Consider the following 23,738-nt stretch of genomic DNA (forward strand, 5'->3'; position numbering starts at 1 on the left):
GGCCTGCGCCAGCCTTACGCTTGTGACAAAGCGCAGCCTCGCCGGCCACCCCGGGCGCCACGAGATTCAGCCCGAGAGCTGGTTGAAATGCGCCCGCACGCGCGCCAGGTCTTCGGGCGTGTCGACGCCGGGCCCGGGGGCTTGCTCGCTCAGGTGGACCGCAATCCGGTGCCCATGCCAGACAGCCCGCATCTGTTCGAGCGACTCCACTACCTCAAGCGGCGCTTGGGGCAGGCTGGGGAAGGCCCGCAGAAAGCCCACGCGATAGCCGTAAATACCGATGTGACGCAACGGCTTGAGCCCTGCGGAGGCTGGGCTGTTCCACCAGGCCTGGCCGGCCATGTCCCGCGACCAGGGAATCGGAGCGCGGCTGAAGGTCAGTGCCAGCCCCGAGGCTTCCAGCACCACTTTGACCACGTTTGGGTTGTTGAACTCTTCCAGTGAGTCGATGGCATGCGCTGCCGTGCTCATGCTGGCGCCGGGTTGTTGGCGCAACAGAGCGGCCACCGCATCGATCAGGCCCGGGTCAATCAAGGGCTCGTCACCCTGCACATTCACCACCAGATCGTCGTCTGCCAGGCCCAGCGTGCGGCAGGCTTCAGCCAATCGATCGCTGCCCGAAGGGTGGTCGGCTCGGGTGAGGATGGCCTGCACACCATGCTGCTGGCAAGCCGAGACGATTTGGGCATCGTCCGCGGCCACCACCACCTGGGCGGCCAGGCTCATTTGTGCCTGGCGCGCCACCCGCACCACCATCGGTAGGCCGGCGATATCGGCCAGGGGTTTGTTTGGCAGCCGAGACGATGCCAGCCGCGCTGGAATCAGAACTGTGTGGTTCACAGGCCCAGTTCCTCGTCACTGAGCGTGCGCGCCTCGTTTTCGAGAAGGACGGGAATGCCATCGCGCACCGGGTAGGCCAGGCGGGCGCTGTGGGACACCAGTTCCTCGCGTTGTTTGTCGTAGGTCAGCGGGCCCTTGGTCACGGGGCAGACCAGCAGTTCAAGAAGTTTGCTGTCCATGCGGAGAAGGTGTTGGGTCAGGTGGTGCGAAAGGAAGGCCTGGATGATAGCGCCGCATCCAGTCTTTGCTGCAGCTCGTCCCAGAATGCGGGCTCGGGTTCGAATTGCAGAGGCAAGGCCCAGGCGTCGGGCTGGATGGCCCACAGCTTGTGGGCGTCTTTTTCGGTGCAGAGGAGCCCCAGCCCAGCAGCGCTGGGGGGCAGTCCTTGGCGGAAATCATGGTGGTCGGGTAGCGCCGTGGTCTCCCGCACGTCCAGCCCCAGGTCTTGCAGCATGCTGAAAAACCGTTCGGGGTGGGCAATGCCGGCCATGGCATGCCAGGCACGCTGCCGCAACAGGTCGACTGGGCAGGTCTTGCCGTGACCGTTGTGTGCAACAGAGGCCAATTGGCGATGGGCCCGATAGCCCGCAAAGGCGGGGTGCTCACCGGTGTGCAACACCAGATCCACAGGCCGGGGCCAGGGCTCCCGCAGCGGGCCGGCCGGCTGTAAAAAGCCGTTGCCGATACCGCGGTCATCGAACACGCACAGTTCGATGTCCCGTTGCAGGGCCAGATGCTGCAATCCATCGTCACACACAATCACCTCGGTGGCGGGGTGCTTGCGCAGCAAGTCCTGCGCGGCGTGCACTCGCTGCCGTGCCACGAAGACGGGCACACCACTGCGCCGCTGGATCAGCAAGGGCTCGTCCCCCACTTCATGGGCCTGGCTGCTGGCGGTGACTTCGCGGCAATCGTTGGTTTGACGACCGTGGCCACGCGACACCACGCCCACTGCCAGCCCGCGTTGGCGCAGCCACTCCACCAAAGCCAGCACGGTCGGTGTCTTGCCGGCACCGCCGGCCACCACGTTGCCCACCACGATGACCAGGGCAGGTACCCGGTGGCTGGCCAGCCAACCACGCCGGTAGGCAATGCGCCGAATGGCCACCAGGGCCCCCAGCAACCGCGAAACCGGCCACAAGGCCCAGGCCAGCAGACCCCGGCGCTGCCAGGCCTGCAGCAGACGTGTCGAAAGCCCCGTGCTGGCTCGGGTCATGGTTTGAGCTTGAAACGGCCGCTCAGCGGTTGCTGGCTCGAGGCGACTGGGTGGCAAACGTGACCTGAGACAACCCAGTGCGCCGTGCCGCCTCCATCACACTGATCACCGACTGGTGGGTGGCGCTGGCATCGGCGCTGATCACCACCACCGTATCGCGGCCCCCTTTGGCGGCCTCGGCCATGGCCATCGCCAAGCTGTCAGGGTTGCCTTGAACCGCCACCTTGTTGACGGCGAATCGCCCCTCAGCACTGACACTGACGATCAGCTCTCGGGGATAGTCGCGCTGCGCATCGGCATCGGCCTGCGGCAATCGCAGTTGCAACTCCGTGAACTTGCTGTAGGTGGTGGAGAGCATCAAAAAAATCAGCACTACCAGCAGCACGTCAATGAAGGGAATCAGGTTGATTTCAGGCTCATCCTGGCGGCGCGGGCGAAAGTTCATGGGGGCTTACTTGCGCAGGGTGTTGAGGTGGCGCAGCAGGCGCTCAGCAGCCAGCTCCATGGTCAGCAGGTAGGCGTCAGCACGGCTGCGGAAGTAGCGCCAGAAAATCAGGCTGGGGATGGCCACGATCAGGCCAAAGGCGGTGTTGTACAGCGCCACCGAAATCCCGTGGGCCAGTTGGGCTGGGTTGCTGCCGCCACTCAGCGCCCCAGGGCCGGCTGATTGCGATCCAAAGATATCGATCATGCCAATCACCGTGCCCAGCAACCCCAGCAAAGGTGCCGCCGAAGCAATGGTGGCCAAGGCACTGAGGTGTTTGTCCAGGTTGGCCGCCACACGTCGGCCCGTGCCCTCAAGCTCAGCACGCAGGTCGGCCTCGGTGCAGTGGGGGTTCTGCAACAGGGCCTTGAAGCCACTGGCCAGCACTTCGCCCAATGCCGAGTTCTGTTCGAGTTGCTGAACCACTTCGCTGGACGGCAGGCCGTGGGCCGATACGGTGAGGGCTTCGTCCAACAGGCTGACAGGTGCGATCCGGGAGGGCCGCAGACTGATCAGCCGCTCCAGAACGAGCGCCAGGGCCAGCATGGAGCAGACCAGCAAGGGCCAGATGGGCCAGCCAGCGGCTTGAATGATCGAAAGCAAAGGGTCTCTCCCAGGGGGTATGGTTCCGCACCGGATTATGGCGGAGCTTTGGTGGGGTGCCGCGACGAATGGTGTGCTACCGGTGGACTGGACAGTCACTCACAAAATCTGTGGATAACTTTGTGGGGAACTCGCTGGCATGTGCCTTCAGATGGCGCCAAACGGTGATTTGCTCACTTTGATTAAAAATTAAGCAAATAAAAAATATAATTAAATCAACGACTTACGACGTATCTGCTGGATTTGGGGATGGTTCTGACAGGCCTGAGTTGGCGATCAGCGGTTGCCCTGGCTTGTGGAGTACTCTTCTGTGTGAAAGCGCTTGCCAGCGCCCGCAGGTCGCCAGTTTGGGTTGAAAACCCAGTGTTCACGGGCCGTCTCGGCGGTTTTCTATCGGTGGCCCGCGCCGTTGCTGCCCGGGGCATCGGGGCTCTTGCTCGCAGCCTTGGCACCGAGGGGGGAATGCAGGAGGCGGTCCGGCCTGTGATGGGGTCGGTGCTCCAGCGGGGGCTGATCCGGGGCCTGATCCTAGGCCAGCGGGCGGGTTGATCGAGACCTGTCGCGTGCCTGCCCGAATTAGTTCCTACAATGCGCCAGCAAAGCTGTTTTTTCACGATAAACCACACGAGGAAACCATGGAACATACCCTGCCCGCACTGCCCTATGCCATCGATGCACTGGCTCCGCACTACTCCCAGGAAACCCTGGAGTTTCACCACGGCAAGCACCATAACGCTTATGTCGTGAACCTGAACAACCTGCAAAAGGGCACCGAGTTCGAAACCAAGTCCCTGGAAGAGATCATCAAGACCTCCAGCGGCGGCATCTACAACAACGCAGCCCAGATCTGGAACCACACCTTCTTCTGGAACTGCATGAAGCCTGCTGGTGGCGGTGAACCCACCGGTGCCCTGGCTGCCGCCATCAACGCCAAGTGGGGCAGCTATGCGGCTTTCAAGGAAGCTTTCGTGAAGTCGGCTGTCGGCAACTTCGGTTCGGGCTGGACCTGGCTGGTCAAGAAGCCTGATGGCAGCGTCGACATCGTCAACACCGGCGCAGCGGGCACCCCCCTGACCACCGCCGACAAGGCCTTGCTGACCGTGGACGTGTGGGAACACGCCTACTACATCGACTACCGCAACCTGCGTCCGAAGTTTGTCGAAACCTTCCTGGACAAGCTGGCCAACTGGGGCTTTGCGGAAGCCAACTTCGCCTGAGCCATGCGGCTTGCGATGGGAGCGGCCTGCCGCTCCCAGGCCTCGACATGCCACCTTCGGGTGGCATTTTTCATGGGCGATGAAAAATCAGGCGGGGAAGCCGCTCAACGTTTTTCGAACGGTGGGCCGCTGAGCTTGAGGCCGGCTTTGAAGCCCCGCTTCTGGAACCAGCCCTGGTTCATCTCCAGCACGAAGCGCACGGGTTTGCTGCTGCAGTGCGAGTCGGTGGTCTGCGGCTTCATGTCGACCAGGTTCACCACCGTGCCGTCATCGGCCACGAAGGCGGCGGTCAGCGGCAGCAGGGTGTTCTTCATCCAGAAGCACTGGGTGGCGGGCACCTCGAAGACGAACAGCATGCCTTCCTGTTGCGGCATGCTGGGGCGATTCATCAGGCCGATCTGGCGCTCGACAGGGGCTGTGGCCACCTGGGCATCGATCTGGTACATGCCCGCAGCCAGTTGCACGCGGGGCAGGTCGAGCTGAGGGCCTTCCTGTGCAGAGGCTGCAAGGCCGGAGAGGGAAAGCAGTGCACACAGCAATGCCTGAGACAGAGGGCGGCGGGGCAGTTTCATGGTGGGAGTGATCCTGTGGTGTGGCCTGAAAGCGGCGCACATCCGCGTTCGATTTTGGCCTAAAAACAGCGGGTCGCCCCGTCGGCCTGGCCAACTTTGCACGACTGCGAACCTTGCGCTGGCCGCGTCTGTGACGCGCTTCGGCGCTCGTGTCTTAGGCCCACGCCGGCCTTGGTGTGGAAGGGCTTCCGGCCCGTCGTCGATGGCGGCAATGGCAAGCGCTAAGATCAGCAGGTTTTACTTCATTTGCTAAGTTGTTCAGCCTCACCGGAGACGTCAGTCCATGACCCGTTATCAGCACATCCAGGTTCCCGAGCAGGGCGAGAAGATCACCGTCAATGCGGACAAGACCCTCCAGGTGCCCGATCACCCGATCATCCCCTTCATCGAAGGCGATGGCGTCGGGCGTGACATCACGCCGGTGATGCTGAAGGTGGTGGATGCGGCGGTGGCCAAGGCCTACGGCGGGCAGCGCAAGATCCATTGGATGGAAGTGTTTGCCGGCGAAAAGGCCACCCACCTCTACGGGCCGGATGTCTGGTTGCCCGAGGAAACCGTGGACGTGGTGCGCGACTACCTGGTGTCCATCAAGGGGCCTTTGACCACCCCGGTGGGTGGCGGGATCCGCTCGCTCAACGTGGCCTTGCGCCAGGAGCTGGACCTGTATGTCTGCCTGCGCCCCATCCAGTATTTCAAGGGTGTGCCTTCGCCGCTCAAGGAGCCCGAAAAGACCAACATGGTGATCTTCCGCGAGAACTCGGAAGACATCTATGCCGGCATCGAATTCGAGGCCGGCAGTGACCAGGCCAAGCGCCTGATCAAGTTTCTGCACGACGAGTTCGGCATCACCAAGATCCGCTTTCCCGAAACCTCGGGCCTGGGCATCAAGCCGGTCTCGCAGGAGGGCACCGAGCGCCTGGTGCGCAAGGCCATCCAGTACGCCATCGACAACAACAAGCCCAATGTGACCATCGTGCACAAGGGCAACATCATGAAGTTCACAGAAGGGAGCTTCCGTGAATGGGCCTATGGCCTGGCCGCCAAGGAATTCGGTGGTGAGTTGATCGACGGCGGTCCCTGGATGCGCGTGCCCAACCCCAAGACCGGTGGCCAGATCGTGATCAAGGACAGCATCACCGACGCCTTCCTGCAGCAAATCCTGCTGCGCCCTGTCGAGTACAGCGTGGTGGCCACGCTCAACCTCAATGGCGACTACATCTCTGATGCCGTGGCGGCCCAGGTGGGCGGCATCGGCATTGCGCCCGGGGCCAACCTGTCGGACACCGTGGCCATGTTCGAAGCCACCCACGGCACGGCGCCGCGCTACGCCGGCAAGGACTACGTGAATCCGGGCTCGGAGATCCTCTCGGCCGAGATGATGTTGCGCCACATGGGCTGGAAGGAGGCCGCCGACCTCATCATCCGCTCGCTGGAAAAGGCCATCTTGAGCAAAAAGGTCACTTACGACTTTGCCCGCCTGCTTGAAGGCGCGGTGCAAGTCAGCTGCTCGGGTTTCGGTCAGGTCATCATCGACCAGATGCAGGAGTGAGGGCGCTTGCCGGGAGACCAGGGCTCCCGATGGCCTGCGGCATGGCATGGCCGCAAGTCATTTCCAGCGTTTATCAGGCCCTTAAGCCTTGATCAGTACGGTTTCGTCGATCTTGTTGGCCAATTGGGCAATGGCCAGCGCCGCAGGGCTGTTGGGGTTGTTGATCGACAGCAACTGGCGGCGCATCACGGCGTCACGCACCGAGGGATCGGCCGGGATGTCGCCCAGGTGGATCAGGCGCACCGGACGGCCCGTGTCGGTGCTCACAAAGCGGTCCAGCACCTGCTGCAGCTGTCCGGTGATGGCGCGGCCATCGCCCGGGCGAACGGTCTGGTTGATGATCATGCGCACCTGGCGCCGCTTTTGCTGCATCGACAGCACCTTGATCGCGGCGTAGGCATCGGTCAGGGAGGTGGGCTCAGGCGTGGCCACCAGCAACACCTCGCCGGCCAGCGAGACGGCGAACAGCACCACGTCGGAGATGCCGGCGCCCGTGTCGAGCAACACCACGTCAAAGCGTGGCAGCAGGCTGCGCAGCACGCGCACGAATTCATCGCGCACCTCAGGGGTGAGGCGCGAATACTCCACCATGCCTGAGCCGGCCAGCAACACGCTGAAACCGCCTGGGGCCTTGACGATGGCTTCGTCCACGGTGGCTTTGCCTGTGAACACGTCGTGCAGCGTGACCTTGGGGTGCAGGTTCAACACCACGTCCAGATTGGCCAGGCCCAAGTCGGCGTCCAGAACCAACACCCGCTGGCCGCGGCGCGACAGGGCGGCGGCCAGATTGGCCGCGACAAATGTTTTGCCGACGCCGCCTTTGCCGCTGGTGATGGCCAACACCTTGGCCGATACAGCTTCTGCAGGGGTGGTTTTCAGCGCTTCGCTCATCTGTTCACTTTCGGTTGGCGCTGTCGGCCGGGTCACTTTGATCGATTGAAGTTCCAATGTCGTCCTGATCCTGGACGTCGTAGAACAGCAATCCCTTTTCTTCCGCACTCACCGTGCTGTCTGGGGGGAAATCCAGGCAGACACGGTTGCGACCCTCCGATTTCGCCCGGTACAACTGGTGGTCGGCACGCTCTATCCAGAGGGATATCGGCGATCGGACCCAGGGCAGGGTGAACGAGCCTCCAATGCTGACGGTCACGTTGATGGCCACACCCGGAGCGATGGTGATGGGAGTGGATTCGACGATGGATCGGATGCGTTCGGCCACCGCACGCCCGAAGGCGGCCTGGCAGCCTGGCAAGACCACGGCGAACTCCTCGCCCCCATAGCGGGCCAGGGTGTCCATGGGGCGCACGCAGTTGGCCAGCGTGTTGGCTACCGATTGAAGAACGATGTCGCCCGCTGGGTGTCCATGGCCATCGTTGACCAGCTTGAAACGATCGATGTCCAGCATCAGCAGCAGGGCTGACTCGCCGGTGCGGGTCACGCGGTCGACCTCGCGCTCCAGCACAGCCCGAAACTGACGTCGGTTGGCCAATCCGGTCAACGGATCCTTGAGCGAGAGCTCGCAAAGGCCGTCAATCAGATGCTGGAGATAGCCTGTGGGGCTTTCCGGGGCAGGGAGGGGCAAGTCCTCATCTTGTGCCAGCAACGCCAGGGCGGTGTCGAGACGAAGACTGCTGAGGTCAATCGGTGCAGGAGCCTGGGAGGGGGACACGAGTTGAGGACGGACAAGAGTTTTGCGAAGTTTAACAGTAGGTCCTTCGACGCTAAGTGACAAATTGTGGTGCTTATTGCCTGCTTTACCCGTTTGACGGCAAGTTTTGCAGCGCGGCAAGTGTTTCCAGATCGGTCCGGTAGGTTTTGAGCAATGCCCCTTCTTTCAGGCATCCGGCGCGCCGTAAAACGGTATCAACTGGTAATTTAAGCCCGCTGATGACCAGCGTGATGTCACGCTCGTGCAGCATCAGCATGATCTGCTGAAACGCTTCCACACCAGTCACGTCGATGCGGTTGATGGGCTGGGCATACAGGCACACGCATCGCGTGTCCGGGTGCCGGGCCAGGTGATCGACGATGTTGCGCTCCAGCGTGCTGGCCGAGGCAAAGTCCAGCTCTGCATCCATGCGCAGGGCATACAGATGGGGCGCCAGCGGGGGGAGGTGCCAGAGGTGGCGATCGCGCAGGCTGCCGTCGGCGTGCAGGCCCACCTCGATGATGCGGGGGTGCAGGCGCTGGTAAAGGAAGTGGGTCAGGCTGGCCACCAAGCCGGCCAGCACGCCCCAGTAAAGCTGCGGCGCCGTCGCCAGTGTCAGCACGAAGGTGGCCCCGGCCGTCAGCGCCTCAACCCGGGAGATCTTCCACAGGCCGATCAGCTGCATCGGACGCACCAGATTCAAGACGGCCGCTACCACGATGGCCGCCAGCACGGCTTGGGGCACGTGGTACATGTAGGGCGTCAGAAACAGCAGCACGACCACGACCAGCAACACCGAAAACAGGGTGGCCCAGCCGGTCTTGGCGCCCGCGTACAGGTTGATGGCCGAGCGCGAGAACGATGCGCTGATGGGAAACGAGCCGCTCAAACCCGAGGCGATCTTGGCCAGGCCCTGGCCGATCAGATCCTGGTTCTCATTCCATTGCGTGCCGCCGCGCTGGTTTTCGACCTTGGCACTGGAGGCCGTTTCGAGAAAGCTGATCAGCGTGATCACCAGGGCCGGCATCACCAGTTGGCCAAAGGCGTTCATCGACAGCCCGCCAGGCCAATACAGATGGGGCAGGCCGGAGGGCAGGGCGCCCACCACGGCGCCGCCCGATTCGGCAAAACCAAGGCTGGCGCTGAGGGTACCGGTCACCACCACGATGATCATGGCGGCGGGCCAGCGTGGCACGAAGCGCTTGGCCAGCAGCAGCGCCGCCAGTGAGCCGACGCCAAATCCCAGCGAGAGCAGGTCATGCTGGCTCAGCGCCAACCAGTCGCTGCTGTCGGGTGCCAGCCCTGTCAGCGCCCGCATCTGCGAGGCCAGGATCAGCCAGGCCGCCGCCTGCGTGAAACCGGAGAGCACGGGCGAGCTCACCAGGTTCAGCAGCCAGCCGAAACGCCCCAGGCCCAGCAGCAATTGCAAGCTCCCTGACATCAGGGCCAGCCAGACCGCCAGCGCCACCCAGGTGTCGCTGGCCGGCTCGGCCAGGCCGGACAGCGAGGCCCCGATCAACAGGCTGCTCAGCGCCGTCGGGCCCACACCCAGCCGGGTTGATGAACTCCACAGCACAGCCACCACGGCTGGCACGATGGAGGCGTAAATGCCTGTGACCAGCGGCATGCCGGCCAGGGCGGCATAGGCCACCCCCTGCGGCAGCAGCATCAGCCCCACCGTCATGCCGGCGGAAAACTCGCCCAGCAGGGTGTCACGGGAGGGCCGTGGCCAGTTGAGGAATGGGAACAGGCGATGCAGTCGGTCGTTTTTCACAGCGGCTTCCGGGCTCGGTGCCTGCCTCATGACGGGCAGTGCGGGGGTGTTGTTCATTGAAGCTACCACAAGCACCGCCGGCAACATGCGGCGGTGGGCAGAGATAACATCGCACCATGACCGATTCAAGCCCCGACTCCCGCGATCCGATCACCCAACTGATCCACCATCCCTACCAACCGCCAGCCGGCTTCGAGGCCCCGCAGCCCGCTGTGCACAAGGCCTCGACGGTGATTTTTGCCAACACCGCGGCCATGCGACACCGCGATTGGCGCAGCCGTTCGGGCTACACCTACGGCCTGCACGGCACCCCCACCACCTTCACGCTCGAGGAGCGCCTGTGCCAACTGGAAGGCGGGCTGCAATGCCTGCTGGTGCCCAGCGGCCTGGCGGCCCTGGCCAATGTGGCCCTGGCGCTGCTCAGCCAGGGCGACGAGATTCTGATTCCGGACAACGCCTATGGCCCCAACAAGGCGCTGGCCGAGGGCGAGCTGGCCCGCTGGGGCATTGCCCACCAGTGGTACGACCCGTTGAATCCGGCCGATCTGGCCGAGCGCATCAGCCCGCGCACCCGCCTGGTCTGGCTGGAGGCACCCGGCTCGGTCACGATGGAGTTCCCCGACCTGCCGGCCCTCACGGCGATCTGCCGTGAGCGCGGGGTGATCAGTGCGCTCGACAACACCTGGGGCGCCGGTTTGGCCTTCAAGCCCTTCGATTTTGGCCAGGGTTGGGGCGTGGACATCAGTGCGCAGGCGCTGACCAAGTACCCCAGTGGCGGGGGGGATGTGCTGATGGGCAGCATCATCACCCGCGACGAAGCCTTGCACGTGCGCCTCAAGGGCACCCACATGCGCCTGGGCCTGGGCGTGGGCGCCAACGATGTCGAGTCGGTGCTGCGCTCGCTGCCCAGCATCGCCCTGCGTTACCAGGCCCATGACCAGGCGGCCCGTGCGCTGGCCGGCTGGCTGCAAGCCCAGCCCGCCGTGGCTCAGGTGCTGCACCCGGCCCTGGCCGGCGCGCCTGGGCACGATCATTGGCAGGCGCTGTGTGGTGCCCAGGGGCAGCCCGCCCTGGCCGCCGGTCTGTTCAGCATCGTGATCGACGAGCGCTACAGCGCAGCCCAGGTGGATGCCTTTTGCGATGCCTTGCGCCTGTTCAAGCTGGGCTACAGCTGGGGCGGCCCCATCAGCCTGGTGGTTCCCTACCACCTGGCCAGTATGCGCAGCCGGCCGCAAGCCCATCTCCGGCCGGGCACCGTGGTGCGCTTTTCGATCGGACTGGAGGCGGTGCGGGATCTGCAGGCCGACCTGGCACAGGCCCTGGCCTTGCATTTGTCGGATCGTTGAGCGATTTGCGGCCAGCTTGGTAGTTTCCTGAGTACCGCGGTGGGCCCTACCGGGCTAGCCTGCGCAATGCCCCGGGTTCTCCGGGCCATTGAAAGGAAGCTTCTGCCATGGCCGCCCCCTTGCCGCACCCTGATGTTCATGGGCCTGCCGCCACCCCGGCGCCGGTGGACGCCCCGGTCCACCACCCCGACAGCGCCGAGGCCGACAGCCTGACCCTGGCGCCCTTGCATTGGGCCGCCCCCCTGCGCTGGTTGCAGCGCGGCGCCCAAGATGTGGTCGCCGCCCCGGGCATTGCCCTGTTTTACGGTCTGTGCTTCTGGGGCATGGCCCTGGTGCTGGGCTGGGTGTTTCGCAGCAGCCCCGAGTACACCATGTCGATCGCCTCGGGCTGCCTGCTGGTGGGGCCCTTCATGGCCATGGGCCTGTACGACGTGAGCCGCCGCCGCGAAGCCGGCCTGCGGCCCGAGCTCGGCCTGTCCATCACCTGCTGGGATCGGCACCTGGGCAGCATGGCCATGCTGGTGCTGGTCATGATCGTGCTGGAGCTGCTGTGGGGGCGCGCCTCCCTGGTGGTGTTTGCGGTGTTCTTCAACACCGGCATGCCTTCCACCACCGGCGTCATCGACGCCATCTTCAACCCTGACAACTGGGAGTTTGTGGCCGTCTACACAGTGGTCGGGGGCGTTTTTGCCAGCTTGGTCTATTCGATCGCGGTGGTGTCCATCCCCATGATCCTGGACCGAGACACTGACGCCATCACCGCCGCCATCACCAGCCTGCGGGTGGTCTTCACCCACACCGGCATCATGCTGTTCTGGGGCGCGCTGATCACCGCTTTGGTGGTGGCGGCGCTGTGGCCCTGGGGGGCCGGCATCGTCTTGGTGGGCCCCTGGCTGGGCCATGCCAGCTGGCATGCCTACCGCGGCGCGGTGCACTGGCCGCCTGCGCCCGGCAGCGGCACGGCGCCCCCTGCGGGCTGAGCGCCATCCGGCGGGTGTTACAGTGGACTTCAACTCGATAAGGAGAACCCGACTTGGCAACACCGAATTACGGCTACGAAAAGCGTCAAAAAGAACTGGCGAAAAAGCGCAAGAAAGAAGAAAAACTCAAGGCCAAGGCGGATCGCAAGGCCCTGGGGCTGCCGCCAGAGGCCGACGAGCCTGATGACGCTGACGAAGCCAGTGCCGAGGCGCCTCCTGCCGGAGACGCTCCTCAGGCCTGATCGCCAAGGCTTATTTCAGCAGCCGACGCAGTTCGGGCCACACATTGGCCAGCATCCTGGGATGTGCCTCTTCGCGGGGGTGGATGCGATCAGCCTGGAACAGGCGCTCGGCATCGGGCCCATCGGCGATGCCCTTCAGCAAAAACGGCACCAGCGCGGTCTTCTCGGCCGCCGCCACGCGGGCAAAAGTGCGCGAAAAATCTTCGGTGTAGGCGGCCCCATAGTTCGGTGGCACCTGCATGCCCACCAGCAACACCCGGGCGCCAGCCTTTTGGCACGCGCGCACCATCTGGGTCAGGTTGTCTTCGGTCATCTTGATCGGCAAGCCGCGCAAGGCGTCATTGCCCCCCAACTCGATCACCACCACCTGCGGCTTGTGCTGGGCCAGCAAGGCCCCCAGCCGGGCCCGGCCGCCCGAGGTGGTGTCGCCGCTGATGCTGGCGTTGACCACCTGGAAGCCGGGCTTTTCCGCCAGCGCCTTGTCGGCCAGCAGCGCCACCCAGCCGCTGCCGCGGCGCAAGCCGTACTCGGCACTCAGCGAGTCACCCACCACCAGCACCGTGGGCTTGATGGGGGTTGGGGTGGCCTGGGCGGCCTGGGCCTTCATCAGGGCGCCACATGACCCCGCCACCATCAGACTGACGCCGCTCAGGATAAAGTGACGCCGAGCGTTCACTCCAACTGGCTTGGCCAGTTGCCTCTTCATTGCATTCAACACGCCCAACCTTTCATGTCTGAAGCCCTCTCGCCTGCGATCGTCTCGGTCGAACACGTTTTCAAGTCGGTCACCGATTCCACGGGCACGCTGGACATTCTGCGTGACATCGATTTCCGACTGGCGGCCCGGGAGACTGCCGCCATTGTGGGGGCCTCCGGCTCGGGCAAGAGCACCTTGCTGTCGATCATGGCCGGCCTGGACACCCCCAGCCAGGGCACGGTGCGGCTGGACGGCCACGATCTGTTTGCGCTCGATGAGGATGCTCGGGCAGCCCTGCGGGCCCGGCGCGTGGGCTTTGTGTTTCAGAGCTTCCAGCTCATGGGCAACCTCACTGCGCTTGAAAACGTGATGCTGCCCCTGGAGCTGGCCGGCCGCCGTGACGCCCGTTCGGCCGCCACCGAGATGCTGCGCCACGTGGGCCTGGGCCAGCGCCTGGGCCACTACCCCCGCGTCATGTCGGGCGGTGAGCAGCAGCGCGTGGCGCTGGCGCGTGCCTTTGTGGTCGAACCTGCGGTGCTGCTGGCCGATGAGCCCACCGGCAGCCTGGACTTCGCCACCGGCGACACCGTCATGAAGCTGATGTTCGAGCTCAACCGCGAGTTCGGCACCACCCTGGTCCTGGTCACCCATGATCAGGCGATTGCCGCGCGCTGCGAGCGCCGCATCACCATCGAAGCCGGTCGGATTCAGCCCGCTGGCGTCTGAGCGGCGCAGTGCAGGGATAATCGGGCCCCATGTCATCCCCCAAAGTGCTGTTCGGCTTTCACGCCGTGGGCGTGCGGCTCAAGACCGCGCCCCAGACCATCATCGAAATCTACTTCGAGCCCACGCGCCGTGATGCGCGCATGCGCCAGTTCCTGGAGCGCGTGCGCGAAGCCGGCGTGCGCCTGATCGAGGCCGACGGCCTGCGCCTGGCCAAGCTGGCCGGCAGCCATGGCCACCAGGGCGTGGCCGCCCGGGTCGAGGCCGTGGCCCAGGTCAAGTCGCTGGACGACCTGCTCGACCAGATCAAGGAGCCGCCCCTGCTGCTGGTGCTCGACGGCATCACCGATCCGCACAACCTGGGTGCCTGCCTGCGGGTGGCCGACGGGGCTGGCGCGCACGCCGTGATCGCCCCCAAGGACCACGCCGCCGGCATCAACGCCACCGTGGCCAAGGTGGCCAGCGGGGCTGCCGAGACGGTGCCGTACTTCATGGTCACCAACCTGGCGCGCACCCTGGGCGAGCTCAAGGAACGCAACATCTGGTGCATCGGCACCAGTGGCGATGCACCCAAGACCCTCTACCAGGTGGACCTGAAAGGCCCGACCGCCCTGGTGCTCGGGGCCGAGGGCGACGGCATGCGCCAACTCACGCGCAAGACCTGCGACGAACTGGTCAACATCCCCATGCATGGCGCGGTGGAAAGCCTCAACGTGTCGGTGGCCAGCGGCGTGTGCCTGTACGAGGCGCTGCGCCAACGCCTGTGATGGCCGCAGACCCGGTCGATGCCCTGGCCGCTGCGCTGGCCCAGGTGCGCGGCTGGCTGGCCGAGGCCCAGCGGGTGGCCGTGCTCACCGGGGCCGGGGTCAGTGCCGAGTCGGGTGTGCCCACCTTTCGCGATGCCCAGCAGGGCCTGTGGGCGCAATTCGACCCCCAGCAACTGGCGACCGACATCGGTTTTCGCACCGATCCGGCCCTGGTCTGGGGCTGGTATGGCTCTCGCCGTGAGGCCATTGCCCGCGTCCAGCCCAATGCCGGGCACAGCGCCTTGGCCGCGTTTGCCCAGGCCCACCCGGGCCGCCTCACCCTGATCACGCAAAACGTCGATGGACTGCACCAGCGCGCTGGCAGCCCCGATGTGCTGGCCTTGCATGGCCATATTTTTGAAGACCACTGGCTGGGCGGCCCTGGCGCGGCCTGTGAGCTGCCCCACCCCGTGGGGGTGCCTTGTGATTCGACGGCCCTGGCGCCTGGCCATCCGCCCCGTTGCCGGGCCTGTGGCCGCCTGGTTCGGCCGGGTGTGGTCTGGTTTGGCGAGTCGCTGCCCGAGGCGCCGCTGCGCGCGGCCGAGCAAGCGGCTTCGGCGTGCGATGTGATGCTGGTGGTGGGCACCGCCGGTGCGGTGTACCCGGCGGCCGGTCTTGTGTTCACGGCCCGAGAGGCCGGCGCCCGGGTGGTGGTGCTCAACCCCCAACCCACCGAGCTTGATGCACTGGCCGAAGTGCTGCTGCGCTGCCCCTCGGCCCAGGGCCTGCCCGCTTTGCTGGACGGGCTCTGACCCTGCTGCCGGCGGGTTCAGCGTGCGGGTATCGGCTCCAGACCGGTCTTCTGGATCACCGGCGCAGCCTCGCTTGAGGACAGGTAGCGCAGCAAGGCCTTGGCGGCTTCGGGCTCGCGCGCCTCGGTGGTGATGCCTGCGGCAAAGATGGTCACCTCCTGCACCTCATCGGGCAGGGTGCCGACAAAGTCCAGGCCCTCGATCGGCAGCAGCTCGCTGACTTGCTGAAAGCCCAGCTCGGCGTCACCGCGCGCCACCACGCTGCCCACACGTTCGCTCACGATGCGGCGGGCCTTGTCCTTGACCTGGTCGGCCACGCCCAATTGCTTGAACAGCACGGTCGACAGGTAGGTGCCGCTGGCGCTGGCCGAGTAGGCGATGGATCGGGCCTGCAGCAAGGTGTTCTTCAAGGCCTCCACGCTGCTGATGTCGGGCTTGGGGGCGCCCTTGCGCACCGACAGCCCGATCAGCGAGCGGCCCAGGTCCACCCGGCTGCCCGGGCGCACATGGCCCGCGGCCACCAGGGCCTCCAGGGCTGGCAACGACAGGATCACCACGTCGGCGGGTTCATGGCGGGCCAGCCGGCTGGGGATGGAGTCGGGTGCGCCGCCCAGCGAGGCGCCGTAGCCCGACACCACCTGGTCGCCCGAGGCCTTCTCGTAGCCCGGCACCAACTGCTTGTAGGCGGCGGTGAAGCCGCCCGAGCTCAGCACATGCAGCTCGGCCGCCAGCGCCTGGCCGCACAGGGCGGCCCCCAGGGTCAGGGCGCCGATCCATTGGCCGGCTTGTCTCCAGAGTTTCTTGGGGTTCATGGTGATGGGTCCCGGATCAGTCCTCGCGCATGTTCGAGGCCTTGGCAATCGGTGCCAGGCGGGCCTTTTCAGCGTTGATGAACTTCACGAAGTCAGCCCGCGTGCCACCCACGGGGTCAATGCCTTGGGGGATCAGGCGGGCCCGCAGCTCGGGCGACTTGATGGCGGCATCAATGGCGCGGTTCATGCGGTCCAGGATGTCTTCCGGTGTGCCTTTGGGGGCGAACACACCCGACCAGTGCCCGATGAAGATGTTCGGAAAGCCTTGCTCTTCGGCGGTGGCGATGTCGGGCATGGCCGCGATGCGGCGGTTCCAGGTCGAGGCCACGGCACGCAGCTTGCCGCCCTTGATCTGCGGCAGCACCACCACGCTGGCTTCGGAGGTGGCGTCCACCTGCTTGCCCACCACGGCGACCACGCCCTCCGAGCCGCTCTTGTAGGGCACCACCTGCAGCTTGGCGCCATTCTTCTTGAGCATTTCGGCCACGAAGTGCGGCGTGCTGCCGGTGCCGGCGGTGGAGAAGTTCAGGCCCGGGCCCGTCTTGGAGGCTGCCAGCAGGCCCTTGAGGTCTTTGATGGGCGAGTCGGCCGGAACCACGATCACCGAGGGGCTGACGGCCATCATGGCCACCGGCACCAGATCGTCTTCCTTGTAGGGCATCTTGGACTTGATCATGGCATTGGTCACCACACCGGCTGCCGGGGCCAGGAAGGTGTAGCCATCCGGGGCCGACTTGGCCACGATGTCGGCGCCCAGCACCGAGCCCGCGCCGGGGCGGTTTTCGATGATGATGGCCTGGCCCAGTTGGCGTGCTGTGGCTTCTGCCACGGCACGTGCCACCAGGTCGTTGGCGCCCCCGGGGCCGAAGGGCACCACAAAGCGGATGGGCTTGCTGGGCCAGGTGTCGGCTTGGGCCCCCAGGCTGCCCAAGGCCAGGGCGGTGGCGCCCAGCCAGCCGGCGATGCGGCGGCGCGAGATCGGGTGAGGCGTGGCAACGGAATCGGTCAACAACATAAGTCTCCTTGTAGGCCCCCTGGCCACCATGGCGCGGGGTGGGCCGGTTTGGCATGGCCGGCGATTGTCAGGGCTGGTGCAAGATTCGTAAATTGCAATACTTGCAGTCATTGGTGCATGAAACGAATCAATGGCGCGCCGCGGCCCAATCACTTTACATCCGGCCACTGACGTGCGTGCCCAGCCCTGTTGCGTCGGATGCTTGATGTCCGAAAATACGGGCCTGCCTGCCACTCCATTGAAGCAGGCCAAGTCGATTGTCGAGGTCAATTTGCAGGAGATCCACCATGCATGGCGCCATCACTTCGGGGTGTGAAGTCACCCATGTCTCGACACAAGGCCTGTCGTTGCGCGTCGGTGAGGAGCACCTGACACTCAGCTTCAGCGATTTCCCTTGGTTTCAGCGGGCCACGGCCATCGAGCTGGCCGACGTCCAATGGCCTTCCTCGGATCACCTCTATTGGCCCCAGCTGGACATCGACCTGTCCTTGGAATCCATTCGCGAGCCCGGGCGCTTTCCGCTGGTGTCGCGGGCCTGATGAGGCTGGTCTGACAAGGCTGCTCTGATCGGTTGGGGCCCACGGTGGGCCCCTGGCACTCAATCTGCCTTGAACCCTGTGGCCGCCACGGCCTTGCCCCAGGTCACGGTGTCGGCCGCGATGATGCGGCCAAACTCCTCGCGTGAGGTGCCGGTGACGGCAAAGCCCGCGTCTTCCATCTTCTGCCGGCCTTCGGGTGAGCGCACGGCTTTCACGATGTCGGCGTTCAGCTTGGCCAGGATCTCGGGCGGGGTGCGGGCCGGGGCCACCACGCCGAACCACGAGTTGAACTCCAGGCCCGCATAGCCCTGTTCTTTCAGGGTGGGCACGTCGGGCAGGCTGGCGCTGCGGGTGGCACCGCTGCTGCCCAGGGCCAGCAGCTTGCCGGCTTTCACGTTGGGCACGGCCAGGCCCACGCTGGCAAACACGGCCTGCACGTCGCCGCTGAACAGGCCGCCCAGGGCGTCGCCCGTGCTCTTGTAGTGCACGGCCTCGGGTTTGATACCGATGGCGTCGCCAAACATGTAGGCCCCGAAATGGCCGGGTGTGCCCGCGCCGAAGGTGGCCATGAACAGGCCTTTCTGGCTGCGCGTCCAGTCGACAAACTCACGCGTGCTGCGGGCCGGCACTTTGAGCGGGTTGACCAGCAGCACGAAGTTCGAGGTGACGACCTGGCTCACGGCAGCAAAGTCCTTGGCCGGGTCGTAGGGCAGGCGGTTGTAGCTGCTGGGCGCGATGCTCAGCTGGCCGGTTTCGCCCAGCATCAGGGTGTAGCCGTCGGCCGGGGCGCGGGCGGCCTCGCTGGCGGCGATCAGGCCACCGGCGCCGGGCTTGTTGTCCACCACCACGGCGGTGTTGCCCCAGGCCTCCGACATTTTCTGGGCCAGCAGCCGGGCCACGATGTCGGGGCCGGTTCCGGCCGGAAAGCCCACGATCAGGCGCACCGGGCGGTTGGGGTAGTTGGCCGCGGGGCTTTGTGCCCAGGCCAGTGGTGCGCCAAGGGTTGCCGTGGCGAGGGCCGTGGCCAGCCAGCGGCAGGTTTGGCGGCGGTTGTGGCGGCGGGTGTTCTTGTTGTGCATGGTGTCTCCTTCAGGGCTGAACGGTGTCGTGGGTCGAAAAGCGGGTGATGGGGTCAAAGCAGCTCGTGAAAGCGCATCAGCACGGCGCTGGGCTCGCGCACCCCGCTGCCGATGAACAGGCGCTCGGTGATCCAGCGCAGCGAAGGGGCGCTGGTCTCGAAGCGGGGCGCACAGCGGAAGTACACCTGGGCCGGGTCCACCGCCTCGCCGCGCACCAGGCGCGCCATGGTGTCGGGTTCGGCGCGGCGCAGGGCATGGTTGTGCACGTAGATCAGTTCGCCGGCCTCGGTTTCGAGCACATAGCGGGCGTCGAGCTCGGCCAGGGTGTCGCTGAGCAGCAGCTGGAAATCGGCGCCGCCCGGCAGCACCCTGGCTGTCCAGCCCACGCCCTGCACCTGGCCACCCAGGATGGGCACCACACGCCGGTGTCCGTGCGGGCCGGGGCCCACGTCCTGGGGCGTGCCGACCTGCACCTGCAGGTCGGCAAAGGGGCGAAAACTGGGGGCAACAAACAAGGACATGGGCACTCCGCAAGGCTGGTATCAAGACCTGACCTAGCGTAAATCCGGTAGCGCCGACCGCCTGTCATCCCAGAAGATGACAGGCATGAGGAAATGGACCCCTGGCCAAAGCAGTTCACCCGCCCTGGCTGGTGGCGTGATGGCGCAGGCCATCGGTCGCCTGGGCGAACAGGGCTTTGCGGCCGACCTGTTGCCCGCATTGACCCCCTTGTTGCCGGCGGCCTCGTGGTCGGTGTACCGCACCGGGCTGGCGTGCCAGCCGGCCTTGTTCATGTCGGCCAGCCATGGCGTGCCCGATACCACCCAGGCCTGTTGGCATGCCTACCTGGCGGGCCCCTATGTGCGCGACCGCAGCCTGCACACCGAGGCCGAAGGGGAAAGCGAGGGCGCATCAGCGCCCTTGCAGCTGTGCCACATCACGGCGCGCGAGGTGCCGCAAGACCACCGCGCCTGCGTGTACGAGGCCCATGGCGTGGCCGAGCGGGTGTCCATCGTCGAGGCCGAGGGGCCCGAGAGCCTCTTTGCCGTGAACTTCTACCGCCACCAGCACCAGCGGCCCTTCAGCGATGCCCAGTTGGGCGACTTCGAAGCCTGGTCACCGGCCTTGCTGGCCCTGGTGCGCAAGCACCTGCAGGTGAGCCCGCCGGCAGCGCCCCCAGTGCAGCCGGCCTGGCGCGAGCGCCTGCAGGCCTTGCACCCAGGCCTGACCGAGCGCGAGCTGGATGTGTGCGAGCGGCTGCTGCGCGGCTACACGCAAGACGGCGTGGCCGCCGACCTGGGCTTGAGCCTGCCCACCGTCAAGACCTACCGCAACCGCGCCTTTGCCCGCCTGGGCATCCACTTTCGCAACGAGCTGTTCGCCCGCGTGATGTGAGCGCTGGGCAGGGGTGTCAAACCCAGCCCAGGGCCCCCAGCAGTGCCCCGGCCGCCAGCAGCCACAGCAGGTGGATGCGGGTGCGCCAGACCAGCAAGGCCGCCACCGCGCTCAGGGCCCACAGGGCGCCATCGTGGCGCGGGTCGCCGCTGGCGCTGCCCAGGGTCCAGGCGGTGGCCAGCAGCAGGCCGATCACCAGGGGGGGCCATGCCCTGTTTGAAGGCCCGGATGGCGCGGTGCTCCTGGTACTGGGCCGCCCAACGGGTGGCCAGCCAGGTCAGCACGGTGCTGGGCACCAGCATGCCCAACATGGTGGCGGCCATGCCCAGCAGGCCCAGCGTGGCGGCATGGGCACTGAGGCCGGTGTTGCCGGCGGCGTTCAGCCCCACGTTCCAACCCATCAGGCCCACAAACAGCACGTTGGGGCCAGGGGCGGCCTGGGCAATCGCGATCGAGGCGTTGAACTGGGCCTCGGTCAGCCAATGTTGCTCCAGCACCAGGTAGCGGTGCATGTCGGGCACCAGGCTGATGGCGCCGCCCACGGCCAGCAGGGACAGCGAGGCGTAATGCAGCAGCAGCTGCAGCCATTGAAGGGCTTCGAAGTGCAGGCTCATGGGGCGATCTTCCGCCAGGTCAGGGCACAGGCCAGCAGGCCCAGCCCAGGCACCACCCAGCCCAAGGGCAGGTGCAGCCAGCCCACCAGGGCAAAGCAGGCGGCGGCCAGCAGGGCGCACAGGGGCCGACCCAGCGGGTGCTTCTTGAGGGGGCCGGCCAGCTTCAAGGCCGCGGCCGCGATCAGCCCGGCCGCCACGGCGGCCATGCCGCGCAGGGCACCTGCTACCTGGGGGTGCTGAGCGTAGTGCCCGTACAGCGTGGCCAGGGCCAGCACGATCAGGGTCGGAAAGGCCAGCATGCCCGACAGCGCCGCCACGGCGCCACGCCAGCCGAAGTAGCGCTCACCCAGCATCACCGACAGGTTGACCACGTTGGGGCCGGGCATGATCTGCGCCACGGCCCATTCCTCGACAAACTCTTCGTTCGTCATCCATTGCTTTTTCTCGACCAGCTCGCGCTGCACCACCGCCAGCACGCCCCCAAAGCCCTGCAGGGCCAGGATGCTGAACGAGAAAAACAGGTCGCTGGGGGAGCGGGGGCAGGGCCGGGCCCCGGTCGCAGCGTCTTCGGGGGGGGGGGAAGGCATGGGCATCACCGGATTATCGCCAGCTTGACCTGGGGCAAGACTGGTCAAACCCGATGTCTGCCCTGCCGATTCAATACACCGGGTGGTGCTTTTCGATGGCTGCACGGGTGGCCGCGTCGATGGCGAAGCCCGCGCCATGGCGCCGGGCCAGCTCATCGGCGCGCTGCAGGAAGGCAGCCACACCCATGCCATAGATGAATTGCATGGCGCCCCCGGTCCAGCCCGGAAAGCCGATGCCGAAGATCGAGCCAATGTTGGCGTCATGCACGCTGGTGAGCACGCCTTCGGCCAGGCAGCGTGCCGTCTCGATGGCCTGGCGGTACAGCAGGCGGTCTTTCACGTCCTGCAAATCCCAGGCGTGGCCGGGCTTTTCGAACAGGGGGCGCAGCTCGGGCCACAGCTGCTTTTTCTGGCCGGCCGGGTAGTCGTAGAAGCCGCCACCGCCGGCGCGGCCCGGGCGATTCAGCTCTTTGACCATGCGCTCGACCAGCAGCTCACCGGCGCCCGCGTGGTAGCTTTGCCCGGCCGCCGCCAGGTCGGCACGGGTCTGGTCGAGCACGTGCACGCTGAGTGTGAGGGCGGTTTCATCGAGCACCGCCAGCGGGCCCACCGGCATGCCCGCCTGCATGGCCGCGTTCTCGATCACCGGGGCTGGAATGCCTTCGCCCAGCATGGCCGCGCCCTCCATCACATAGGTGCCGAAGGTGCGGCTGGTGTAGAAGCCGCGCGAATCGTTGACCACGATGGGCAGCTTGCCCAAGGCCTGCACGTAGTCGAAGGCGCGGGCCACGGTGTCGTCGCTGGTCTGGCGACCCCGGATGATCTCGACCAGCTTCATCTTGTCGACCGGGCTGAAGAAGTGGATGCCCACAAAGCGCTCGGCCTGGGCGCTGGCCTGGGCCAGGCCGCTGATGGGCAGGGTCGAGGTGTTGCTGGCAAAAAAGCCGCCCGGTGCCAACTGGGGCTCGGCCTCGCGGGTGACGCGGGCCTTGAGCTCGCGGTTCTCGAACACCGCTTCGATGATCAGGTCGCAGCCGTGCAGGTCGCTCGCCTGGTCGGTGGTGTGGATGCGCGCCAGCAGGGCCTGCTGGTCGGCCGGGCTGATGCGGCCCTTGTCCACCCGCGGCTGGGTGATGCGCTGGCTGTAGGCCTTCCCGGCCTCGGCCTGCTCGACGCTGATGTCTTTCAGCACCGTGGCGATGCCGCGGCTGGCCTGGGCGTAGGCAATGCCCGCGCCCATCATGCCGGCGCCCAGAATGCCCACCTTCTGGGGCTTGTAGCGCGCCGCCGTGCCCGGGCGCGACTGGCCGCTCTTGATCGCGTTCATGTTGTGGAAGAACGTGTTGATCATGTTCTTGGCCACGGGGCTGGTGATCAGGCGGGCCAGGTAACGGCTTTCGATGCGCAGCGCGGTGTCGAAGTCGACCTGGGCGCCTTCGACCATGGCCGCCAGCGCGGCCTCGGGCGCCGGGTACAGGCCGCGGGTGGTCTTCTTGAGCATGGCGGGCGCCACGGTCAGGGCGCTGGCGATCTTGGGGTTGGCCGGGGTGCCGCCGGGCATTTTGTAGTTCTTGTCGTCCCAGGGCTGGCGCGACTCGGGGTGGGCCGCGATCCAGGCCAGGGCGGCAGGGCGCAGTTGCTCGGCGCTGCCCACCAGCTCATGCACCAGGCCCAGCTCCAGGGCTTCGCGCGGGTTGAACAGCCGGGCTTCGAGGATGTAGGGCTGGGCCCCCATCAGGCCCAGCAGGCGCGTCATCTTGGTGATGCCGCTGGCGCCCGGGATCAGGCCCAGCGTGACCTCGGGCAGGCCGAACTGGATCTTGGGGTTGTCCACGGCCACGCGGTGATGGCCGATCAGGGCCACCTCCCAGCCGCCGCCCAGGGCCGCGCCATTGAGGCAGCTGACCACCGGAATGCCCAGGGTCTCGAGGGTGCGGAAGTTCTTCTTGGTCTGCTCGATGTCGGCAAACACGCGGCTGGCATCTTCGGGCTGCAGGCGCATGGTGGCCTTCAGGTCGGCACCGGCAAAAAAGGTGGTCTTGGCCGAGGCCAGCACCAGGCCCTTGAGCTGGGCCCGGTCGGCCAGCACGCGCTGGGTGACGGTGCTCAGGTCTTGTTGCCAGGCCAGGCACATGGTGTTGACGGCCGAGCCGGTCTCGTCAAAGGTGAGGGTGGCGATGCCGTCGGCAAGTTCGTAGCGGATGGTTTTCAAGGCCGTGTCTCCGTCGGGGTGTTCTGGGGGTGAATG

Annotated in this window: 26 protein-coding genes and 1 pseudogene; 10 read left to right on the forward strand and 17 right to left on the reverse strand. The window is 66.0% G+C overall.

Translation table 11 applies throughout. The features are described from left to right. Positions 1-66 precede the first annotated feature (66 nt). From kdsB to F624_RS0106595, 5 genes are read right to left on the reverse strand one after another with little or no spacing between them, the layout of a single operon-like run. Entirely contained in the window at positions 67-840 is a 774-nt protein-coding gene (gene kdsB / locus F624_RS0106575) for a 3-deoxy-manno-octulosonate cytidylyltransferase (protein WP_031254307.1), read from the reverse strand. Continuing rightward, positions 837-1,019: a Trm112 family protein gene (locus F624_RS0106580; RefSeq protein WP_019573482.1), complete on the reverse strand. Its 183-nt coding sequence runs from the start codon at positions 1,017-1,019 to the stop codon at positions 837-839. The genes kdsB and F624_RS0106580 overlap by 4 nt, the downstream gene beginning before the upstream one ends. A gap of 17 nt (positions 1,020-1,036) precedes the next feature. Next, positions 1,037-2,056 (reverse strand): tetraacyldisaccharide 4'-kinase, encoded by a 1,020-nt coding sequence (lpxK, locus tag F624_RS0106585; protein WP_019573483.1) that lies wholly within the window; start codon positions 2,054-2,056, stop codon positions 1,037-1,039. A 22-nt stretch (positions 2,057-2,078) separates the two neighbouring features. Beyond that, positions 2,079-2,501: an ExbD/TolR family protein gene (locus tag F624_RS0106590; RefSeq protein ID WP_019573484.1), complete on the reverse strand. Its 423-nt coding sequence runs from the start codon at positions 2,499-2,501 to the stop codon at positions 2,079-2,081. Positions 2,502-2,507: 6 nt separating this feature from the next. Then, positions 2,508-3,143, reverse strand: a complete 636-nt coding sequence (locus F624_RS0106595; RefSeq protein ID WP_019573485.1) for a MotA/TolQ/ExbB proton channel family protein — start codon at positions 3,141-3,143, stop codon at positions 2,508-2,510. 635 nt (positions 3,144-3,778) lie between these two features. Here F624_RS0106595 and F624_RS0106605 point away from each other — a divergent pair. Beyond that, complete coding sequence (locus F624_RS0106605; RefSeq protein WP_019573487.1) at positions 3,779-4,360, forward strand: superoxide dismutase; 582 nt, start codon at positions 3,779-3,781, stop codon at positions 4,358-4,360. 104 nt (positions 4,361-4,464) lie between these two features. On the opposite strand, the gene F624_RS0106610 is transcribed toward F624_RS0106605, so the two are convergent. After that, on the reverse strand, positions 4,465-4,932 hold the full coding sequence (locus tag F624_RS0106610) for a DUF192 domain-containing protein (RefSeq protein ID WP_019573488.1): 468 nt from the start codon (positions 4,930-4,932) through the stop codon (positions 4,465-4,467). A 283-nt stretch (positions 4,933-5,215) separates the two neighbouring features. Between F624_RS0106610 and icd the strand changes: the two genes are divergently transcribed. Further along, positions 5,216-6,481: an NADP-dependent isocitrate dehydrogenase gene (icd, locus tag F624_RS0106615; RefSeq protein WP_019573489.1), complete on the forward strand. Its 1,266-nt coding sequence runs from the start codon at positions 5,216-5,218 to the stop codon at positions 6,479-6,481. A gap of 81 nt (positions 6,482-6,562) precedes the next feature. On the opposite strand, the gene F624_RS0106620 is transcribed toward icd, so the two are convergent. The 3 genes from F624_RS0106620 to F624_RS0106630 form a co-directional block, all read right to left on the reverse strand. Next, the gene (locus F624_RS0106620) at positions 6,563-7,372 is read right to left on the reverse strand and encodes a MinD/ParA family protein (protein ID WP_031254309.1); all 810 of its coding nucleotides are present in this window, start codon (positions 7,370-7,372) and stop codon (positions 6,563-6,565) included. 4 nt (positions 7,373-7,376) lie between these two features. After that, on the reverse strand, positions 7,377-8,150 hold the full coding sequence (locus F624_RS0106625; protein WP_084679435.1) for a GGDEF domain-containing protein: 774 nt from the start codon (positions 8,148-8,150) through the stop codon (positions 7,377-7,379). A gap of 85 nt (positions 8,151-8,235) precedes the next feature. Then, positions 8,236-9,960 (reverse strand): SulP family inorganic anion transporter, encoded by a 1,725-nt coding sequence (locus tag F624_RS0106630; protein ID WP_019573493.1) that lies wholly within the window; start codon positions 9,958-9,960, stop codon positions 8,236-8,238. 59 nt (positions 9,961-10,019) lie between these two features. On the opposite strand from F624_RS0106630, the gene F624_RS0106635 reads away from it, so the two are divergent. The 3 genes from F624_RS0106635 to F624_RS0106645 all read left to right on the forward strand — a co-directional run bounded on the left by F624_RS0106635 (position 10,020) and on the right by F624_RS0106645 (position 12,471). Continuing rightward, positions 10,020-11,249, forward strand: a complete 1,230-nt coding sequence (locus F624_RS0106635; RefSeq protein WP_019573494.1) for a PLP-dependent transferase — start codon at positions 10,020-10,022, stop codon at positions 11,247-11,249. Positions 11,250-11,356: 107 nt separating this feature from the next. Beyond that, positions 11,357-12,229 carry a DUF2189 domain-containing protein gene (locus F624_RS0106640; protein WP_019573495.1) on the forward strand — a complete coding sequence of 291 codons (873 nt, stop codon included), beginning with the start codon at positions 11,357-11,359 and terminating at the stop codon, positions 12,227-12,229. A gap of 53 nt (positions 12,230-12,282) precedes the next feature. Further along, entirely contained in the window at positions 12,283-12,471 is a 189-nt protein-coding gene (locus tag F624_RS0106645) for a hypothetical protein (protein ID WP_019573496.1), read from the forward strand. Positions 12,472-12,481: 10 nt separating this feature from the next. On the opposite strand, the gene F624_RS0106650 is transcribed toward F624_RS0106645, so the two are convergent. Then, positions 12,482-13,078 carry an arylesterase gene (locus F624_RS0106650; RefSeq protein ID WP_245573568.1) on the reverse strand — a complete coding sequence of 199 codons (597 nt, stop codon included), beginning with the start codon at positions 13,076-13,078 and terminating at the stop codon, positions 12,482-12,484. Positions 13,079-13,201: 123 nt separating this feature from the next. On the opposite strand from F624_RS0106650, the gene F624_RS0106655 reads away from it, so the two are divergent. The 3 genes from F624_RS0106655 to F624_RS0106665 are packed head-to-tail and all read left to right on the forward strand — an operon-like array spanning position 13,202 to position 15,449. Continuing rightward, positions 13,202-13,894, forward strand: a complete 693-nt coding sequence (locus F624_RS0106655) for an ABC transporter ATP-binding protein (RefSeq protein ID WP_019573498.1) — start codon at positions 13,202-13,204, stop codon at positions 13,892-13,894. A 29-nt stretch (positions 13,895-13,923) separates the two neighbouring features. Then, a complete protein-coding gene (rlmB, locus tag F624_RS0106660) occupies positions 13,924-14,658 on the forward strand; it encodes a 23S rRNA (guanosine(2251)-2'-O)-methyltransferase RlmB (RefSeq protein ID WP_019573499.1) in 735 nt (244 codons plus the stop codon). Then, positions 14,658-15,449: an SIR2 family NAD-dependent protein deacylase gene (locus F624_RS0106665; RefSeq protein ID WP_019573500.1), complete on the forward strand. Its 792-nt coding sequence runs from the start codon at positions 14,658-14,660 to the stop codon at positions 15,447-15,449. The genes rlmB and F624_RS0106665 overlap by 1 nt, the downstream gene beginning before the upstream one ends. Positions 15,450-15,466: 17 nt before the next feature. Here the strand turns inward: F624_RS0106665 and F624_RS0106670 are convergent, their stop codons facing one another. Together F624_RS0106670 and F624_RS0106675 are read right to left on the reverse strand one after the other, a co-directional pair. Continuing rightward, entirely contained in the window at positions 15,467-16,261 is a 795-nt protein-coding gene (locus tag F624_RS0106670; protein WP_019573501.1) for a substrate-binding domain-containing protein, read from the reverse strand. A 16-nt stretch (positions 16,262-16,277) separates the two neighbouring features. Next, entirely contained in the window at positions 16,278-17,276 is a 999-nt protein-coding gene (locus F624_RS0106675) for a Bug family tripartite tricarboxylate transporter substrate binding protein (RefSeq protein ID WP_019573502.1), read from the reverse strand. Positions 17,277-17,563: 287 nt separating this feature from the next. On the opposite strand from F624_RS0106675, the gene F624_RS0106680 reads away from it, so the two are divergent. Next, entirely contained in the window at positions 17,564-17,815 is a 252-nt protein-coding gene (locus F624_RS0106680) for a DUF2442 domain-containing protein (RefSeq protein ID WP_019573503.1), read from the forward strand. 59 nt (positions 17,816-17,874) lie between these two features. On the opposite strand, the gene F624_RS0106685 is transcribed toward F624_RS0106680, so the two are convergent. Next, complete coding sequence (locus F624_RS0106685) at positions 17,875-18,894, reverse strand: Bug family tripartite tricarboxylate transporter substrate binding protein (protein WP_019573504.1); 1,020 nt, start codon at positions 18,892-18,894, stop codon at positions 17,875-17,877. A 53-nt stretch (positions 18,895-18,947) separates the two neighbouring features. Continuing rightward, positions 18,948-19,415, reverse strand: coding sequence for a DUF3237 domain-containing protein (locus F624_RS0106690; RefSeq protein WP_019573505.1), 468 nt, complete (start codon positions 19,413-19,415; stop codon positions 18,948-18,950). 85 nt (positions 19,416-19,500) lie between these two features. On the opposite strand from F624_RS0106690, the gene F624_RS0106695 reads away from it, so the two are divergent. Next, a complete protein-coding gene (locus F624_RS0106695) occupies positions 19,501-20,289 on the forward strand; it encodes a helix-turn-helix transcriptional regulator (RefSeq protein WP_031254322.1) in 789 nt (262 codons plus the stop codon). 16 nt (positions 20,290-20,305) lie between these two features. Here F624_RS0106695 and F624_RS32260 read toward each other — a convergent pair. From F624_RS32260 to F624_RS0106710, 3 genes and pseudogenes are all read right to left on the reverse strand, one after another. Then, positions 20,306-20,903, reverse strand: a pseudogene (locus F624_RS32260) (chromate transporter). Further along, entirely contained in the window at positions 20,900-21,496 is a 597-nt protein-coding gene (locus tag F624_RS0106705) for a chromate transporter (RefSeq protein WP_019573509.1), read from the reverse strand. The pseudogene F624_RS32260 and the gene F624_RS0106705 overlap by 4 nt, the downstream one beginning before the upstream one ends. Before the next feature lie 64 nt (positions 21,497-21,560). After that, the gene (locus F624_RS0106710) at positions 21,561-23,702 is read right to left on the reverse strand and encodes a 3-hydroxyacyl-CoA dehydrogenase NAD-binding domain-containing protein (RefSeq protein WP_019573510.1); all 2,142 of its coding nucleotides are present in this window, start codon (positions 23,700-23,702) and stop codon (positions 21,561-21,563) included. Positions 23,703-23,738 lie beyond the last annotated feature (36 nt).

The organism is Curvibacter lanceolatus ATCC 14669, from assembly GCF_000381265.1.
Taxonomy (GTDB): domain Bacteria; phylum Pseudomonadota; class Gammaproteobacteria; order Burkholderiales; family Burkholderiaceae_C; genus Curvibacter; species Curvibacter lanceolatus.